The organism is Paenibacillus sp. WG02, from assembly GCF_055396115.1.
Genome location: NZ_AP036016.1, coordinates 4,582,953 through 4,600,133 on the forward strand (window position 1 = coordinate 4,582,953; position 17,181 = coordinate 4,600,133).

Below are 17,181 nucleotides of genomic sequence, written 5' to 3' on the forward strand. Positions count from 1 at the left end.
TTTCTTATGCATCTATTGCATTTAATTATGGTGTCCCCTATCAAGAGCACTTACTTTGGTATCTTTATTCTACAAAGAAAAAAGACCCCTTTCAGGGCCTTTTCACAGTGATAGTATGGGATGTGCTTAATCCACTTTTAAGGCGAAATCAACAGCACTTTCTGCATGAAGTCTTGTTGTATCATAAACCGGGATACCGCAATCATCCTGTGAAACGAGCAATGTTATTTCTGTACAGCCCAAAATAACGGCTTCAGCTCCTTGTTGGCTCAGACTGTTAATGATCTTTAAGTAAGAGTGCTTTGACTCTTCGTTAATGATTCCAAGACAAAGTTCCTGATAAATAATGTTATGAATAATCAATCTCTCTGCTTCATTTGGAACTATAACATCGAGTCCAAACTTATCAATAAGTCTACCCTTGTAAAAGTCTTGTTCCATCGTAAAAGCAGTCCCCAGTAAGGCAACTTTCTTCATGCCATCCTTAACGATTTCGTTAGCTGTTGCATCGGCTATATGCAGTAATGGTATTGATACCGATTCTTCAACTTCTTTTGCCATCTTGTGCATCGTATTCGTACAAATAACAATTACATCAGCACCACCAGTTTCTAATTTTCGGGCTGAATCGATCATGATTTGGGTTGCTTCATCCCATTTCCCTTGATGTTGAAGCGTCTTGATTTCTTGGAAATCCACCGAATACATGAGACTTTTCGCGGAGTGGTGCCCGCCTAATTTATCCTTTATACGCTGGTTGATGATTTGGTAATAAAGCAAGGACGACTCCCAACTCATTCCACCTATTAGCCCAATTGTTTTCATAGATAACACCTCAGAAATAACTATTTACTACATAATAACAGAAAATCGATATCTTTATTTACTCCAAAGAATTCGTCCAGCTTCTACCTTAGATAGATGACTCAATTCATAACTTTGTCCGGTTTCTTTGGATTTCTTACGGATTTCCGCAATCTGAGTCTCCGTAGCTGGCTGGTTACGAATAATGGCGTCTAGGTTATCATGTGCAATTTTTCGTGCCAACTTAGGGTCGTCAAGCTTATCTAATAACTGATACATCGCACCAATTGCAGCCTCTTCACCAATATCAAATCCAGAGTCCGTACTCAACATAAACTGATCAGGAAACTGCTTCATCACAGGTACGAAATCCTCCAACTTATTGGTACTAGCTGGATTGAGAGCGGTGAAACCCGCATAAAAATCCGCGTACAAATTGGGGTGCTTTTCGAGTAGTTTTCTGATATTTTCCGGTGAATTAAACGCGTTGGCGTGTGCGAATATGATTATTGTGTTTGGATGTTTGTCAAGCGCCTCCTCTAACTTATCTATAACCATTCCGTTTGGTGGGTCAATATGCAACAGAATGGGGACTTTGTATTTTGCACATATTTCGTAAATGTCCGGTAAATAACCATCCATTGGGCTTTCACCCTTCCAAGCCACTTTTGATACCACAGGTGAATACAAAGAAGCAGCTGCAATTTCACCTAAACCAAAATATCCTTGTTCCAGGTTATGTGTCACTACATCGAGACTCGATTTATCATGCATATCAAAGCCAGAAAAGTAAGGAATAATTACATCAGGGTTATCTTTGTAAGCCATCCATGACATCTGGTCGGTCATTACTGCGCTTGGCTCTGATACATCTCCAAAGAGAACAACTTGATTGACGGCATTACGCTTCCAAACTTCCAGCATATTTATATACTTTGAATCAGATGCATCATGATTATGGGAATCGATGACTTTTAAAAGACGGTATTGCTCAACTAACTCTTTAACCGTTTTCTGAGTCCCCTTATCAATCTTTGTCTCATTTACGATTAAAGTTATGTTTGAGGTGGGTGAAGCTTTTGTTACGGCAGAATCTTTTACTTGGTCAAACGGGAATAGACCCAAAACAGAAATTAGCCATATCCCTATGGCTGTACTCACTGTCACTATTAATGTATTAATCCGGTTTTTCATTCGTATGACCAACTTTCTTTCTTGAAATGTATCAGCCTTCAAATCGTAGAACCAAATAATATTAATTCGGGGAACTCAACTGATTATCCTTTATTTTCCAACGAAAAATTAAGAGCTTAGTCCGCATTATATAATATATCAAATAAGGTTTACTTCCATCCGTTAAGCAGTCTCCTCCAACTGCAAAACATGTCATTACTTAGGTTTTATTCATGTAGAATAAGGCAATATTTTGTATTTTCTTAAGATTGTTTATCGAAACACTTGATTTATCATATACAACATGTTAAATATATCCATTCAGATATGTCATGACATTACATTGCACGCTACTCTCCAAAGAAGGAGGTCAAGTCGAAACAACGACAGCTTCGCTGTAATTAATTTCAAAATGAGGTGAGCAGATTGATTGGGAAATTAAGAATTTTATGTATGGTATTACTATGTGTGACAATGCTGCCTTTCAGCATTTCTGCAGCACAGGCTGATGGCGTGACTGCTGATGGGATTAAATGGCCCAAAAATCAAGCGCTTCCAACTTTTAATCAACCCAAGCATTTAGACGTTGTCAATGTTTCTAATGCATCTGGAGACGTCAAACTGCTGATGGCTACACTTCAGGGCATTGTGAATCGAGAAAGCCCCCGTATCTATCTGATTCAGAACAAGGTGGACCCCTGGTATAACGAAATGACCATACCGCATAAGCTCCATGAAAACAGCATGGATGTCTTCGATTTGTATAAAAATGAAGTAAAAGGAATCATTATCTACGATCCGAAAACGCCAGATTCCATAAACGTCGCGACCACGTTGGCTGGACTTAAGAATGCTGTTGTCGTCAGCCCTGAATTGGCAGGCAAACTTACTGCAGCTCCCTACAAATTGAAAGTTATCGAAGATTTCCGGGCAAATTCAAAAATAAAATTGACGCGTACACATGGCAATACGAACACTTATGGAATCAGACGACCCACCGGATGCTGATTGGGCTCAGTCCGGACACATCAATTTCGCTCCCTCCTGGTCTACCCGAATCCTTCGTCACGATTGCTGAAGAGAAAAGGCAAATAAGGGATGCCAGCAACCGTGGAACGTATGAATACGACCTTTCATCGTTTTTAGGGAAAGAGGCGATATACGTTCGTTTCGATGATTCTTTCACCCAGGACGGATGGGGACCGGCCGTTCATGCCATCACCGTAAAGGCAGACGGGAACGTCATCGCTCAATTTGAGGCAGGTACGCCCGAGGAAGAATTGTACTTGTATGACAGGCAAAATTCCAAGCATTTACCAGGTGCAGACCACCGCTTCGCTGATAACGGAAGTTACTTCATGTATGAATTTAAACCTTCTGCAGACACGAAACAGTTGACGATCTCTGTAGAGATGTGGAATCAATACAAAGTTTCGGTCGGCAACATTCGCCCTCTCTCGTCTGAGCAGAAAGAGCCTTACGGATATTTGCGAGACTATGCGGTCGCTAACAAAGCGATGGTTTTCTGGCTTTCGACGGATGTGCCGGATCAGCGAGCACTCTTAGAGAAGATTCTGTCCGATGTCGAGCCGGGACACCTTATCTGGGCTGGTTCAGCAATGACTTCGAAGGCGAAGCCGCTTCCGTCGACCTACTCTCTAGGCATAGCGTCTTCGTATTGGCAGCTGATTGGTTCCACAACATGACCGTCTTCTCGGGAACGAAGGTGGAAGCGGTCCCTAAGATCAAGCCCAATCCGCTCAAGCTGGAAAACAAAATTTATGTGACGTTCACGTTCGGCGAAGGCGACAATTTGCAATACAATTTGAACCATATGCGAGAGATCCTATGGGAAGATCCTGCACGGGGCAAAGTACCTATTAATTGGACCTCCAGTCCATTACTCTACGATGCCGCTCCAATGGTTCTTAATTATTACCGGAAAACGGCAACAGAGAATGACCTGCTGGTCGCCGGACCGTCCGGTGCTGGTTATTTCAACCCGCATCCATGGCCGGAAGAAACGTTACCGGATTTCATGAAGGATACTTATAGATATCTCAAACAGACCGGTATGACCATTCCGATGGTGATAAACCGGGATGTCACCAAAGACATACCCATAAGCTCATCCGAAGCAGCCGCATACGAGCAAAATTATAAAGTTCCCGGTATCCTGCTTGTAAGCGATCAATTCGGCATCGAAATCATGAACGGTACGCTTCCGGTATCGATGATGCGAGGAATTGGAACGGTTCAGGATGGAATTAATATGCTAGCCGAGGCCAAGAAAGGCTGGGACGGCAAATCGCCGTTGTTCCTTTCCGTCGGGGTGAATGCGTGGGGTATGAGACCTAACGATATTCTGGCCATCTCTGAATCACTCGAAAAGGAATATAAGATCGTAAACGCCGAACAATATTTCACACTTATTCGTGAAGCTTATGGATTGTCCAAAAAAGAATAAATCCATGTAAAAAGAATCGGATAGCGAGCAGTTTTAAACTGCCGCTGTCCGATTCTTTTTTGCTCCTTTATTAACGAAGCCCGAAGTCCAAATCTTTGTCCCTACAGGAATGTTGTTTTGTTTAGCGATTATTGGCTATAGGTTCTTGGGCATGCCTCGCACGGGCGATCTGTGTCGCTTCAACCATGTTGCGCAAGGAATCAACTGTTTCTTCGAATCCACGAGTCTTAAGTCCGCAATCCGGATTGATCCAGAATAACTTCGGATCCAGCACACGCAAGGCACGTTCGATCATACTGGTCATTTCCTCCACACGCGGAACACGAGGACTGTGGATATCGTAAACGCCTAATCCTATGCCAAGTTTGTATGTGTTCAATTCGAAACTATGAATCAGTTCACCGTGACTGCGAGATGTCTCGATCGAAATCACATCGGCATCCATGGCTTCAATCGAATGGATCATGTCATGGAACTCGCAATAGCACATATGTGTGTGAATTTGCGTTGTATCCTGTACCGTGCAGGTGGCGATACGGAAGGCTCGGACTGCCCACGCCAAGTACTTCGCTTGATCATCCGCCTTAAGCGGCAAGCCTTCGCGAACCGCAGGCTCGTCGACCTGTATCATACCAATACCCGCCTGCTCAAGCGCCTCCACCTCTTGTCTAAGCGCATAGGCCAGTTGGTAGGCAATTTGTTCACGCGTGATGTCCTCGCGAACGAACGACCAATTCATGATCGTAATCGGGCCAGTCAGCATGCCTTTAACAGGGCGTTTGGTCCGTGACTGAGCATACTTTGTTTCTTCGACGGTCATCTGCCCCTTGAAAGCTACGTCCCCAAATATAATTGGCGGCTTAACACAACGAGAACCGTACGACTGCACCCATCCGTTCTGCGTGAAAACGAAGCCCGCGAGCTTCTCTCCAAAGAATTCGACCATGTCGGTTCGCTCAAATTCGCCATGCACGAGAACATCTAAACCGATTTCCTCCTGAAGCTTGATCCAGATATCGATCTGTTCTCGGATGAAGTTAGTATACTGCTCATTGTTCCATTCACCCTTGCGCCACAGTTGACGGGCTTTGCGCACCTCAGGGGATTGCGGAAAGCTGCCAATTGTCGTCGTCGGAAAAATCGGCATTTGCCACTTCTTCTGTTGAGCAATATGACGCTCAGAAAATGGTCGACTGCGCTCAGGGTGTTGAGCACTGATGGAGGCGACCGCATGCTGAATTTCATTACGGTTGCGCTCATCTGACAGCTTGAGCGCCAGTAAAGCACGATCACGTTCTTCCAGTTCGCCTGTGATACTGGCGGCTCCTTGAGAGATCGCTTTAGCAAGAAGTACAAGCTCATCCAGCTTCTCATCTGCAAATGCGAGAGCATCTTTAAGTTCAGATACGAGCTTCGTCTCATGTTTAACTGATACTGGCACATGAAGCAAACTGCACGAAGTCTGCACGATAAGTCGCTCAGTCGTTACGATCTCAGCGAGTTCTTCTACGAGTGCCAGTTTCTCGCGCAGTGGCGCCTTCCAGATCCCACGACCGTCAATGACCCCCGCACCTAACACCTTATCCGCCGGAAAACCTAGCGCTTTAATCGACGATAGATTACCGGAGTAACCATGTACGAAATCTAACCCTATTCCTTTGACGGGCAGCGCAACAATATCACTGTAATTCTCTACCGATTCAAAGTAAGTTTGCAGCATGATATTCAGGTTCGGCACCGAGACTGCAAATGTCCCATAAATGGTCTTTAATCGCTGCAAGTCATCTGCGTTTAATTTCGTGACGAGAATCGGTTCGTCTATTTGTACCCATTGAACCCCTTCACTTGCAAGCTCCTGTAGGATCTGCACATAAAGCGGAAGTAATCGTCCCAGCCAGTCATCGGTCTCCGAAATACGGTATCCTTTTGAAAGCTTCAGAAATGTCAGCGGTCCGACGATAACGGGCTTGCCCTCGATACCAAGCTTCTCCTTAGCCTCCCGATAAGCCATAAGCGGTCTATTTTCGGTAAGCACCGGCGATGCCTCGCCCAGTTCCGGTACGATATAATGATAGTTGGTATTAAACCATTTGGTCATTTCGCTTGCCGTAGCATCCTTCGTCCCACGAGCGATCCCGTAATAAACCGATAACGGTACCTTGCCGCCATCATACCGAAAGCGTTTCGGAATAATGCCGAACATCGTGGAAGTATCCAGAATATGATCGTAATAGCTGAAATCGTTGACCGCAATGAAGTCGATGCCTTTCTCTTGCTGCTTACGCAAATGATTCAAACGGATCTCTTGCAACTGACGGTGAAACTCCGATTCTTCAAGCTTGCCTGCCCAAAAAGCTTCGAGCGCTTTCTTCCATTCTCGCTCCGCTCCAATACGCGGATATCCCAACACACTGCTTTTCATCATCTTGTAAATCTCCTCTACAAATTGTTACAAGAAAGATATCACGTATTGGTGGATATAGCGTAACTGGAATAAACTATATCTAGCCATAGCTAATGGCTATATCAAAGCGTTTTATTGGGATATTGCTTGCATGAGTGCTTGAATATAGGCCGCTCCTAATTTGGATAACGAAACATTTCTATGGGAAATCCATCCGACGTGGATGGTTTCCTCACAATCCAAAGGTACGGGAATAATCTCATTTCCATTCAAATCGGCGCTTAACACCCCTGTCGATATGGTGTATCCGTTCAATCCGATCAATAAATTAAATAGCGTCGCCCTGTCATTAACACGAATACTTTTCTTATGTGATACCGTACTCAGAATCTCTTCTGAAAAGTGAAAGGAATTATACTCCCCTTGATCAAAGGATAGATATGGATAATTCTGAAGCTGGTCAATGGTCACTATGGATTGCTTGGCCAACGGGTTTTTTATACTGATAAAAATATGCGGCTTAGCCGTTAATACGCTGTTGAATTGCAAATTCGCGGTTTTGAGCAGCTTGTTGATGACTTTCCCATTAAACTCATTCACATATAAAATGCCGATCTCGCTGCGCAAATTTTTGACATCCTCAATAATCTCATAAGTTTTGGTCTCTTTCAAAGCTAGCTCATATTCATCTTGGCCATACTCCTGGACCAGACTCACAAATGCATTCACCGCAAAAGCGTAATGCTGGGTGGAAACCGAAAAATGCTGCGGGGAAGGCTTCGCATTGAGGTAGCGGCTTTCCAATAATTCCGCCTGCTCGACTACCTGTCGCGCATAGCTCAAGAATTCAATACCTTCCTTAGAAAGTGAGATTCCTTTATTAGATCTTTCGAATATCTCAAGCTGCATTTCTTCTTCCAGATCCTTAATCGCATTTGAAAGACTAGGCTGAGAAATAAACAACCGCTTGGCCGCTTCATTAATTGATCCCCGATTAGCAACCTCAATAACGTACTTTAATTGTTGTAGAGTCAACGAAATACTCCCCTCTAGAATCTTGATCCATGATTACCATAAATTAAGAATATCATTTCAATATGTGAATATGAAAAGGGAGCCCCCTTAACGGCAAGCTCCTTCCTTAGCAGCCTCTATAATTAGTAAAAATTTATTACTTTCTGAAATCATCGGTCAGAGTACCCGAAAATCCCCAAAGTGATACATTCTTATTCCGTTATCCGATAGGCACAACGATTTCCGCCTGACAAGAGATACTCCACACGTTCAATTGTAACATTATCGCCAAGCGTCGATTGAAAGAGATCAAACTCATTTCGACAAATAGCGCTGCATGCGGCGGCGGCTTCGATGATCGGACAATGCTTCTGTATGAATAAGTAACTTCCGTCTTCCTGCTCCTGTACTTCTGCGAAATATCCTTCGTTCATGCGTATCGTGAAAAGCTTTTGTAGCCTTGCCTTCAGAGTCGCTGCATCTAATAATTGCTCATGATATTGTTTCTTTTTTGAAAGAGTATGGTCCTCTAATACCCTCTCCATCCCTTCTTCTCCGAACGACGCTCGAACCGAATGGAGCAAATCGACCGACAACTGCAGATAGCCATTAGGAAACCAATGGTTCGCCGTGGTCGTCAGCCTCCATATTTTAGCAGGCCTGCCCATAGGACGGGCTTCTTCTTCATATTCAACGACCTGTTGGTTCTGTAATTCGTATAAATGCTGACGCACGGCCATCCCCGTCAAGGATAACTTCGACGCTAATGAAATAGCATCCATAGGTCCGTGTTGTTTCAGCAACGTAACAATCGCTTTTCTAGTGGATGTTACCGTCGCTTGATCTTTCTTATTCACTAGATCACTGCCTCCAATGACGTATATTTTCGAACTGGAACCGCACTCTCTACATTGTAAAGAATATTCTTGACAAAGTCAAAGAATAAGGATAAATTTGGTTTGTAAATGAATTACTTTATAAAGTATTTATTTCAAAAATAAGCATATGAACGGAGGAAATGAAATGGCAACCACGTTGTTTATCAAAGCAAACAACCGCTCAGCGGAGCATTCGGTAAGTGTGAGAATGTACGATACGTTCTTGAAGAGCTACAAGGAATCGCATCCGGACGATACGATTGTACAAGTGAACTTATTTCTTGAACAACTGCCCTATTTGGGGGATACGATGATTGTGGGAAATTACAAATTCGCTCATGGCATAGCACTCTCACCGCAAGAACAAGCCGAGCAAACAGTTGTCCGCAAACACCTTGATCAGTTTCTGGCTGCCGATAAAGTGGTCATTGCCTTCCCCCTCTGGAATTTGACAGTTCCGGCTGTATTGCATACCTACCTAGACTATTTGCATCAACCGCGCAAAACCTTTCAGTATACAGCTGAAGGTCTGGTTGGACTTTTACCCGGAAAGAAGGTCGCTTTATTAAATGCCAGAGGTGGAGTATATGGAGAACTAGAGGAAATCGCAGTAAATTTCGTCAAGAAACACTTGCAGGTGTTCGGCATTCGTGACATTACAACGATTGTGATTGAGGGGCATAACCAACATCCTGATCGCAGTCAGACGATTATTGCGAAAGGGCTCCTGAGTACGAATCGGGCTGCAAGAACGTTCTAATGGCATGCTGAAGTTGAATATCGAAGTGGAGGAAACTAACTTGAAGCAACAAAAAAAGGGCATTATTCTTTTGTTCATCGCCCTAGCCTTAATGCTGACCGCATTGGATAACACGATCGTATCGGCAAGCATTAACACAATCTTAGACGACATTGGCGGATTGAATAAGATCATTTGGATTTATACAGCTTACGCGCTCGCCGGAACCAGCACGATGCTGATTTTCGGGAAGCTCTCCGATCTGTTCGGGCGAAAAACCTTTTTCCTGATCGGAATCGGCATCTTCCTGCTGGGTTCTACGCTCTGCGGAACGGCCGATAGTATCGAACAGCTTATTTTCTACCGAATCATTCAAGGAATCGGATCCGGGGCTATTTTGCCGATTTCATTCTCGTTGATTTATACCTTGTTTACTGACCCGAAAGATGCAGCGAAACTATCCGGGGTTTTCGGAGCCGTGTTCGGGCTATCTTCCATTGCAGGACCACAGATTGGCACATGGGTTGTGGATACGCTCACCTGGCGTTGGTGCTTTTATGTCAACCTGCCGATCGGTATTGTTTCGTTCGTTGTACTGCTCTTCACGCTCCATGAATCCCGCACGGAGTCAAAACCGAAAATCGATGTGCTCGGCGCTCTGCTGATTGTCATCATGACAGTCACCTCCATGCTTGCACTTGAATTAGGCGGTAAAGACTATCCATGGACCTCATGGAAGATCGTCGGTTTGTTCGCGGTTTCTGGATCGGCGATAATCAGTTTCTACTTTCTAGAACAGCGGGTAAAGGAGCCGATATTGCCGTTCCATCTCTTTAAAAGCCGCATGGTGACAGGTACGAGTATCGTCGTTTTTTGCCAAGGCGCACTCCTCTTCTCCGCGATGTCCTACCTGCCGCTGTATATCAACTATGTACTCGGTGAAAACAAACTAAACCTGCTGTTGACCCCGTTCATGCTTTCCATGATCGGCGGCGCTGTTCTTATTGGTTTCTTGCAGTCTCACTTCCGATTTCGTACTGTCATGTTTATCAATATGGCGCTTGGAATCGGTGTTTCCTTCCTACTCATGAATATCTCGCGGGAAGTACCTTTTTGGCAAATCATCGGCATTGTTGTGATGCTCGGGCTAGGAGTTATCGGTCCACTCAACAGTGTCAGCCAGAACGCTGTCGCAAACAGCGTCGAAAAGCGTTACATCGGAGTCTCCGCTTCGCTTATCGGCTTCTGTAGAAATATGGGTGGTGTTATGGGTGCCTCGATCATGGCCATAATCGTCAATTCCCATATGAGAGAGTCGGTCAAGACGGCAACCACCCAATTCCAGCTGGCTCCGAATTCCGACCCGACCCATAATCCACTAGACCCCGAAAAACCTTTATTTCAGCCATTTACGCTCGGCAAGTTGACGCTGCCTAACCGAATCGTCATGGCACCAATGACAAGAACGTTCTCTCCGAAAGGAATACCCGGGCCTGATGTTGCCCAATATTACCGGCGCCGAGCTGAAAACGGAGTTGGTCTGATCATAACGGAAGGTACCGTCATTAACCATCCTTCGTCTGCAGACAATCCGAACGTTCCCCATTTCTACGGTCCTGCGCTAGATGGCTGGTCCACTGTTGTGGAACAAGTACATGCAGCAGGCGGTCTAATCTTCCCCCAACTGTGGCATGTTGGTATGACCCGGTCAGTCGGGCATCCGCCAAATCCGGAATCACTCCCGATCGGTCCGTCCAGGCCTCGATCTCTCCGGCAATCAAGTAACCGCGCCCATGACTGAATCGGATATTCACTTTGTCATAGAGGCATTCGTCAATGCTGCCGCCGACGCGAAGAAACTAGGGTTCGATGGTGTTGAAATCCACGGCGCACATGGCTATTTGATCGATCAATTTTTCTGGAAACAAACCAACCAGCGAATAGATCGGTACCGCGGCGATGAAGTTGAAGGGCGGACACGCTTTGCTTCAGAGATAATTGCTTCCGTCAGGAAAGCCGTTGGACCCGATTTCCCCATCGTGCTTCGCATTTCGCAATGGAAAACTTCATCCTACAATGCCAAGCTAGCTGACACGCCAGAGCAACTGGCTGCGTTCTTAGAACCGCTAACAGCCGCAGGTGTTGACGCCTATCATTGCTCGACCCGTCGGTTTTGGGAACCGGAATTCGAGGGCTCAGACCTGAATTTGGCAGGCTGGGTCCGAGCATTAACCAGAAAACCTACGATCACCGTCGGTTCAGTTGGCCTTGACGAAGAATTCATGAGTTCAATGATGCCAGGGAAAGTGTCACAGACAACTGGTATTGAAGGCGTTATCGAAAGGTTGAGCCGGAACGAATTCGATTTGGTGGCGGTTGGACGATCTTTGTTGGCTGACCCGGAATGGGCCATGAAAATTCGGAGTGGACGGTGGGACGAACTGAAACCTTTCACCGTCGATGTGTTAAGGACGTTATTTTGAAGATTGCATTTTATAACGAAGATTTCAAAAATCTAAATTCAAGTTATTTCCATCCAGCATGCTTCAATATCCCTTTTACGAAATCGCTCTTGGCATTAGAGTAGGCCACCCGGTCATTGTGGAATCGTCGAGCAAGTTCTATCTTCAGGTCGCCGTACATTTTAGCGTCAGCTGGATGGGTTCTCAAATAATCTCGAAATAGAATATGACGCTTAAATTCAGCGTTTTCAACGGTGCATACGTACAAGTGATGCCAAGCAATGCCAACGGGAGGAATAAAAGCTTCACGCCCTGTGGCTCCTAAATCGCCTTCATGCACATATCCTAGAGTGGCGAGCCTTTGGATGGCTGTACGGACATCACCTTGTGTAGATACCGCCACGTCAATATCAACAATAGGTTTAGCTGCTAATCCTGGAACGGATGTGCTCCCAACATGTTCTATCTTTACTTGGAGGTCGATTAAAACGGGGAGTACGAAGTCTCGTAACTCTTCATACAACTGAACCCATCTCGGATCATATTCTACAACTACGACACTTGCTCCCATAGAAATCCTCCCTACAACTTAGTAACAAAATAGTTCGATAGCCTTTATACTTATTCCTTCCGTCAAAAAAGATGAAACCTAAAAAAGACCCCTTCCGGGGTCTTTTTCGACGGTGATAGGATTATGGTACTTTTGCCTTGAACCTTACTTAGCTGGGTCTCTACCTCAACACATTCCTGTAGTATATGACTACATTAATGAATCTGCGGCACATCTCCTCGCTTCTATATAGATTCAAAAACAACTTCCCTGGTAGTTCGTTGCATGGTATGCGACACAACACCTCGCTGAATCACCGTCGTAAAGTAATATGTCCGTTTTCGAAAATGTTATGCATCTGGACACTCATTTGATTGACGAATTTATTTGCTAAGCATATAATTGCTATAGCAATTAATTTCGAGAGGGTGAATCATTTTGGGACTGGATAGCTCATTTGGATTTATTTTGAACCATGCAGGGAGACGATTGACGCAGTTATTGAACAGCCATTTTCAACCTTATGATATGACAACAGAGCAATGGGCCGTACTCAATCGTTTAGCTGATGAAGATGGCATTACACAGAAACTGCTAGCGGTCCGAGCCGAAAAGGATCAGACCAATATCACACGAATCCTCGATCAATTGGAACGCAAAGGCCTAGTGGAGCGACGGGCCAATGAGACGGATCGAAGATCGTTTCTTACTTTTATCACGGAGCAAGGCAAAGCTTTGAATGATATCCTGACGCCGATTGAGCAAAAGGTAATCGCCTCGGTTCTTAGCGGTTTTACGGACGAACAAACAACGATTTTGCGGGAGATGCTCAACCAATTGACCAACCAGGCCAATGCATGCATCAAGGAAGTGGAGGAGTCATCGTGAATACGCATCAAAAATTATGGAATCGGGATTTTGTTGCTGTCTGCTTCAGCAGCTTTTTTTTATTTATGACCTTTTATATTCTCGCCGTCACGCTTCCTATCTTCGTTACTGATACGCTGCATGGCGGACAACAGCAGATTGGTCTGGTTATGACCGTCTTTATTATTTCAACCGTCATTTTACGGCCTTTAACCGGCAAGTGGATGGATGAATGGAACCGCAAGAAGATCATACTTTTCTCGCTGGCGCTTTTTATGATTTGCACGATGCTGTATCCTCTCGTTCATGACTATACTATATTGCTTGGCTTAAGATTTCTTCATGGTATAGGTTTCGGGATGGCGACAACGGCTGCAGGTGCAATTGCGATCGAGCTAGTTCCTGAGCGGCGCAAAGGTGAGGGTATTGGGTATTTCAGCCTTTTCATGAGCTTGGCTATGGTCGTTGGTCCCTTTCTTGGGCTAACCATTATGCAAACTCACAATAATAGTCTTCTATTTGGTGTGTGCATTGTGTTCGCGCTTCTTGCTTTCTTATTTGGGGTGACCATTCGCATTCCTCAAGCTATCTCTAGAGTTAACGTGCAATCAGTGTCAGGTTGGAGAAAGTTCATTGAGCCGCGGGCTTTGCCTATTTCTTTGGCAGGCACTGTGTTGGCCTTTTCTTACGGAGCTATTACGACTTTTCTTTCCGTGTACGCCAAATCCATTGGGTTGGATACGTATGCGAGTTACTTCTTCATGGCGTTCGCTTTAATGATTGTTATATCCAGACCCTTTACAGGCAAATGGTTTGATCGTTCAGGTCCTCATTTATTAGTTTATCCGGGGATCATCCTTTTCACTTTAGGAATGATACTCCTCAGCATGGCTTCTTCCCCTGTCCTATTTTTAGTCGCAGGAGGTATGCTGGGACTTGGATTCGGAGCGATGCTTCCCAGCTTCCAGACGATCGCAATTCAAGCCGCCCCCGCACACCGCAGAGGGCTTGCGACAGGCACGTATTTCTTACTTTTCGACTCAGGATACGGAATTGGTTCCTATGTGCTTGGCGCAGTCGCTTCGAAAACGAATTACCATACCATGTATTTCATTGCCGGGTTGGTTGTCGCATGCTCTGCTATTCTGTATTATGGGCTTTATCATCGAAAAACAGCTTCTTCCATCAAACCAAGTCCAATAACAATTTCGAAGAATATCTCTTAGCTATCTAAGTGCAATGTTACGTTAACTCAATTAATAAAAGCAGGTCGCCGCGGCGCCTGCTTTTGTTTGTAGGATTTATAGGTTGAAAAGCTATCATTATCTAACCGTCTTGAACCTGTTGTTTGCGGTTCATTTCATCCAATTGGACATAGCTGCCACACGCTGCTCTATTACACTATAAGTCCTTATTTAACATCATTTCGAGAATAAGTTTGTCAATCTCAGATGTTGCTTCATTACCTATACGGCAAAAGTTGTCAATCGTCTTTTCCGCTTCATTTTCGATAAATCCATTTGTCGAGGAAATAGTCATCCCTTTTGATGCGAGTAGCGCAGACTGTACGGCTGCACTCGTACAGGTCGCAACTTTCATAGCACAGCCACCTTTTGCTCCATCACACATCATCCCAGCCACATTACCGAGCATATTTTGGATCGCCGCTTTTATCTCCGGTTTCCCTCCGCCAAGCAGATAGGTTATGCCACAGCTTGCACCCGTACCGGATACGGTGACGCCGCATAATGCGGATAATCGCCCAAACTTGGATTTAATATGAATGGTGATTAAATGGCTCAGTGCAACGGCACGAATGAGTTTTTCCTCCGATGCTCCTAACTTTTCTGCAGCTGCTATAACAGGGTTTGTCGCTGCAATCCCTTGATTTCCGCTTCCGGAATTCGCCATAACCGGCATGGAGGATCCAGCCATTCGAGCATCTGATCCAGCTGCTGCAAGAGCCATGGCATGAGAGATTAAATCGTCTGACAAAATACCTTTTTGCACATTTTCTTTAATTGTCTTACCAACTTCAAGTCCGTAAGAATGCTCCAAGCCGTCTAAACCTGCTTTACGGTTCAATTCAATGCTTTGTTTGACCAAAACGAGATCAACAAGCTCAACGGTATTCACGAATTCAACAATCGATTCAACCGTTAGCTCACTCCGCTCCGCATTGGAGCTCTTAAAACTCGCGCTTGCGCAGCCTCCAGTGTCAACTACCTGCCCATCAACTTCTATCAGCGTTATATTGGTATGATTATCGGTAATGACAACCTTAGCGTACCTTTGCTCTGCTTCAATGATAACTTCAATATATAATTTCCTTGTCGTATCCGAAAGATGAACTACTGAAACGCCTCGTTCCACCATCGACTGCGCCACTGAAATATCATCCGGCTTAATATCTGCAAGTACTTCTAGCTGTTTCTCTGCATTTCCAGCAATTGCACCTAATGCAGCGACAAAATCGATCCCAGTCAGATCAGTACCGGGTATTCCCACTGCTAGTGCATTCTTGATAATACCTGCGCTTGCATAAACAGTAATATTGTCAATATTGCCGTCCACATAAGTCCTTGCTTTAGCCGCAGCTAAGGCGATCGCAACTGGTTCTGTGCAGCCAAGCGCGATAACAAGTTCGTTTTGTAGGATGTTAATAAATGTATTTGTATGCAAGATGAACCTCCCTCAACACCGAAAGTCACCAAAGACCTTCGAATCATTCTTAAAATATACGATAGTTTCTTCACTTAGTTCAACTAGTAAATTCATGAACAGCCTCATTTCCCACTAACTTCAGAAACTCGTTGACTAACTGGTATAGCGTCCGTTTTCTTCTTATGGATCAATTGCTTCAAACTATCCAGATTAGCAAAAACAGTTCCAACAATAATGGTAATCACTCCTATTGCTGATACCCAAGTGATCGTCTCGCCATACAATAGTACTCCGAATGTGAGAGCAATTGTCGGCGAAATATAAAGCCACGTGGTCGGAAAAACGGGATTCGTTTTGGCGACGAGCCAATAGAAAAGACTGTGCCCTACCATGGAGCCAATAACGATTAAGTATAAAAGAGACCCGATCGCCTTTGTTGTCAGCATGCTCTTGATGTCCACATGTTCCGTGAATAAAGACAAAATAACAAGCAGCAAGCCTCCATAAATCATCTGAGCCGCATTAAGCGCAATTGGCGATGCTTGCGGGAATCGCTGAATAACCCTTTTGGAATATAAGGCACCCGAGGAATAGAAGATCTGCCCGACTAAAATAGCGACACATCCGATTATCCACCTGATATTAGCGGTTATTGTAAGGTGTGGCAGTAATAACAATACGATTCCAACGAATCCGAGGATGCAACCGAATACGGATCTTGACGATGTCTTCTGCCGCAGAACAATGGTTTGCAGCACGAGCATCATCATTGGAGCCGTAGCTGATAGAACGGCAGCGAAACCGGAGGAAACATACTGCTCAGCCCAGTACAACGTAGAAAATGTACCGAAAGTCAGACCTATTCCCGTTAGCAGCATTTCTTTGTGAATTAGTAAGGATAAGTTGGCCTTTTTCTTCCATACCATCCAAAAGAACAATATCATACCTGCAAGGAAAAACCTTATTCCTGCGGAGAAGAAAGGCGGCGTAGAAGCGTCGACACCTACCTTTATGGCTAAAAACGTTGTGCCAAATATGAGACATACGAGCAAATAATTGAAAATAATCATGGATGTTCCCCCTCTTGTTATGTATTATACAGGGGAGACAATAGAACAGATCCTACACAGCAGAACAGACTGCTTGAGCATGAGTTATA

General features: G+C 44.6%; 14 protein-coding genes and 2 pseudogenes. 8 read left to right on the plus strand and 8 right to left on the minus strand.

What is annotated here, in order from left to right:
• Positions 1-126: 126 nt before the first annotated feature.
• Together ACBP55_RS20735 and ACBP55_RS20740 are read right to left on the minus strand one after the other, a co-directional pair.
• Positions 127-825 carry an aspartate/glutamate racemase family protein gene (locus tag ACBP55_RS20735; protein WP_464644635.1) on the minus strand — a complete coding sequence of 233 codons (699 nt, stop codon included), beginning with the start codon at positions 823-825 and terminating at the stop codon, positions 127-129.
• Between the two features lie 54 nt (positions 826-879).
• Entirely contained in the window at positions 880-1,998 is a 1,119-nt protein-coding gene (locus ACBP55_RS20740) for an amidohydrolase family protein (RefSeq protein ID WP_464644637.1), read from the minus strand.
• Positions 1,999-2,403: 405 nt separating this feature from the next.
• Here ACBP55_RS20740 and ACBP55_RS20745 point away from each other — a divergent pair, with 405 nt between their 5' ends.
• From ACBP55_RS20745 to ACBP55_RS20755, 3 genes are read left to right on the plus strand one after another with little or no spacing between them, the layout of a single operon-like run.
• Positions 2,404-2,985 carry a GxGYxYP domain-containing protein gene (locus ACBP55_RS20745; protein ID WP_464644639.1) on the plus strand — a complete coding sequence of 194 codons (582 nt, stop codon included), beginning with the start codon at positions 2,404-2,406 and terminating at the stop codon, positions 2,983-2,985.
• Entirely contained in the window at positions 2,979-3,683 is a 705-nt protein-coding gene (locus tag ACBP55_RS20750; RefSeq protein WP_464644640.1) for a hypothetical protein, read from the plus strand. The genes ACBP55_RS20745 and ACBP55_RS20750 overlap by 7 nt, the downstream gene beginning before the upstream one ends.
• Entirely contained in the window at positions 3,656-4,444 is a 789-nt protein-coding gene (locus tag ACBP55_RS20755) for a hypothetical protein (protein WP_464644641.1), read from the plus strand. Before ACBP55_RS20750 ends, ACBP55_RS20755 begins: the two co-directional genes overlap by 28 nt.
• A gap of 121 nt (positions 4,445-4,565) precedes the next feature.
• On the opposite strand, the gene metE is transcribed toward ACBP55_RS20755, so the two are convergent.
• The 3 genes from metE to ACBP55_RS20770 all read right to left on the minus strand — a co-directional run bounded on the left by metE (position 4,566) and on the right by ACBP55_RS20770 (position 8,719).
• The gene (gene metE / locus ACBP55_RS20760; protein WP_464644642.1) at positions 4,566-6,869 is read right to left on the minus strand and encodes a 5-methyltetrahydropteroyltriglutamate--homocysteine S-methyltransferase; all 2,304 of its coding nucleotides are present in this window, start codon (positions 6,867-6,869) and stop codon (positions 4,566-4,568) included.
• A 111-nt stretch (positions 6,870-6,980) separates the two neighbouring features.
• Positions 6,981-7,883 (minus strand): LysR family transcriptional regulator, encoded by a 903-nt coding sequence (locus ACBP55_RS20765; protein WP_464644643.1) that lies wholly within the window; start codon positions 7,881-7,883, stop codon positions 6,981-6,983.
• 191 nt (positions 7,884-8,074) lie between these two features.
• On the minus strand, positions 8,075-8,719 hold the full coding sequence (locus ACBP55_RS20770; RefSeq protein WP_464644644.1) for a helix-turn-helix transcriptional regulator: 645 nt from the start codon (positions 8,717-8,719) through the stop codon (positions 8,075-8,077).
• A gap of 166 nt (positions 8,720-8,885) precedes the next feature.
• Here ACBP55_RS20770 and ACBP55_RS20775 point away from each other — a divergent pair, with 166 nt between their 5' ends.
• The 3 genes and pseudogenes from ACBP55_RS20775 to ACBP55_RS20785 all read left to right on the plus strand — a co-directional run bounded on the left by ACBP55_RS20775 (position 8,886) and on the right by ACBP55_RS20785 (position 11,962).
• Entirely contained in the window at positions 8,886-9,500 is a 615-nt protein-coding gene (locus ACBP55_RS20775; RefSeq protein ID WP_464644645.1) for an FMN-dependent NADH-azoreductase, read from the plus strand.
• Positions 9,501-9,504: 4 nt separating this feature from the next.
• A pseudogene (locus ACBP55_RS20780) lies at positions 9,505-10,743 on the plus strand (MFS transporter); the annotation flags it as partial.
• Positions 10,744-10,824: 81 nt separating this feature from the next.
• Positions 10,825-11,962: pseudogene (locus ACBP55_RS20785) on the plus strand (NADH:flavin oxidoreductase).
• A 43-nt stretch (positions 11,963-12,005) separates the two neighbouring features.
• Here ACBP55_RS20785 and ACBP55_RS20790 read toward each other — a convergent pair.
• Positions 12,006-12,512, minus strand: coding sequence for a GrpB family protein (locus ACBP55_RS20790; RefSeq protein ID WP_464644646.1), 507 nt, complete (start codon positions 12,510-12,512; stop codon positions 12,006-12,008).
• Between the two features lie 417 nt (positions 12,513-12,929).
• Between ACBP55_RS20790 and ACBP55_RS20795 the strand changes: the two genes are divergently transcribed.
• Both ACBP55_RS20795 and ACBP55_RS20800 read left to right on the plus strand, forming a co-directional pair.
• Complete coding sequence (locus ACBP55_RS20795; RefSeq protein ID WP_464644648.1) at positions 12,930-13,379, plus strand: MarR family winged helix-turn-helix transcriptional regulator; 450 nt, start codon at positions 12,930-12,932, stop codon at positions 13,377-13,379.
• The gene (locus tag ACBP55_RS20800; RefSeq protein ID WP_464644649.1) at positions 13,349-14,584 is read left to right on the plus strand and encodes an MFS transporter; all 1,236 of its coding nucleotides are present in this window, start codon (positions 13,349-13,351) and stop codon (positions 14,582-14,584) included. The genes ACBP55_RS20795 and ACBP55_RS20800 overlap by 31 nt, the downstream gene beginning before the upstream one ends.
• Positions 14,585-14,759: 175 nt before the next feature.
• Here ACBP55_RS20800 and ACBP55_RS20805 read toward each other — a convergent pair whose 3' ends face one another.
• Both ACBP55_RS20805 and ACBP55_RS20810 read right to left on the minus strand, forming a co-directional pair.
• The gene (locus ACBP55_RS20805) at positions 14,760-16,040 is read right to left on the minus strand and encodes an L-cysteine desulfidase family protein (protein WP_464644650.1); all 1,281 of its coding nucleotides are present in this window, start codon (positions 16,038-16,040) and stop codon (positions 14,760-14,762) included.
• Positions 16,041-16,144: 104 nt separating this feature from the next.
• Complete coding sequence (locus ACBP55_RS20810; RefSeq protein ID WP_464644652.1) at positions 16,145-17,092, minus strand: DMT family transporter; 948 nt, start codon at positions 17,090-17,092, stop codon at positions 16,145-16,147.
• Between the last annotated feature and the right edge of the window lie 89 nt (positions 17,093-17,181).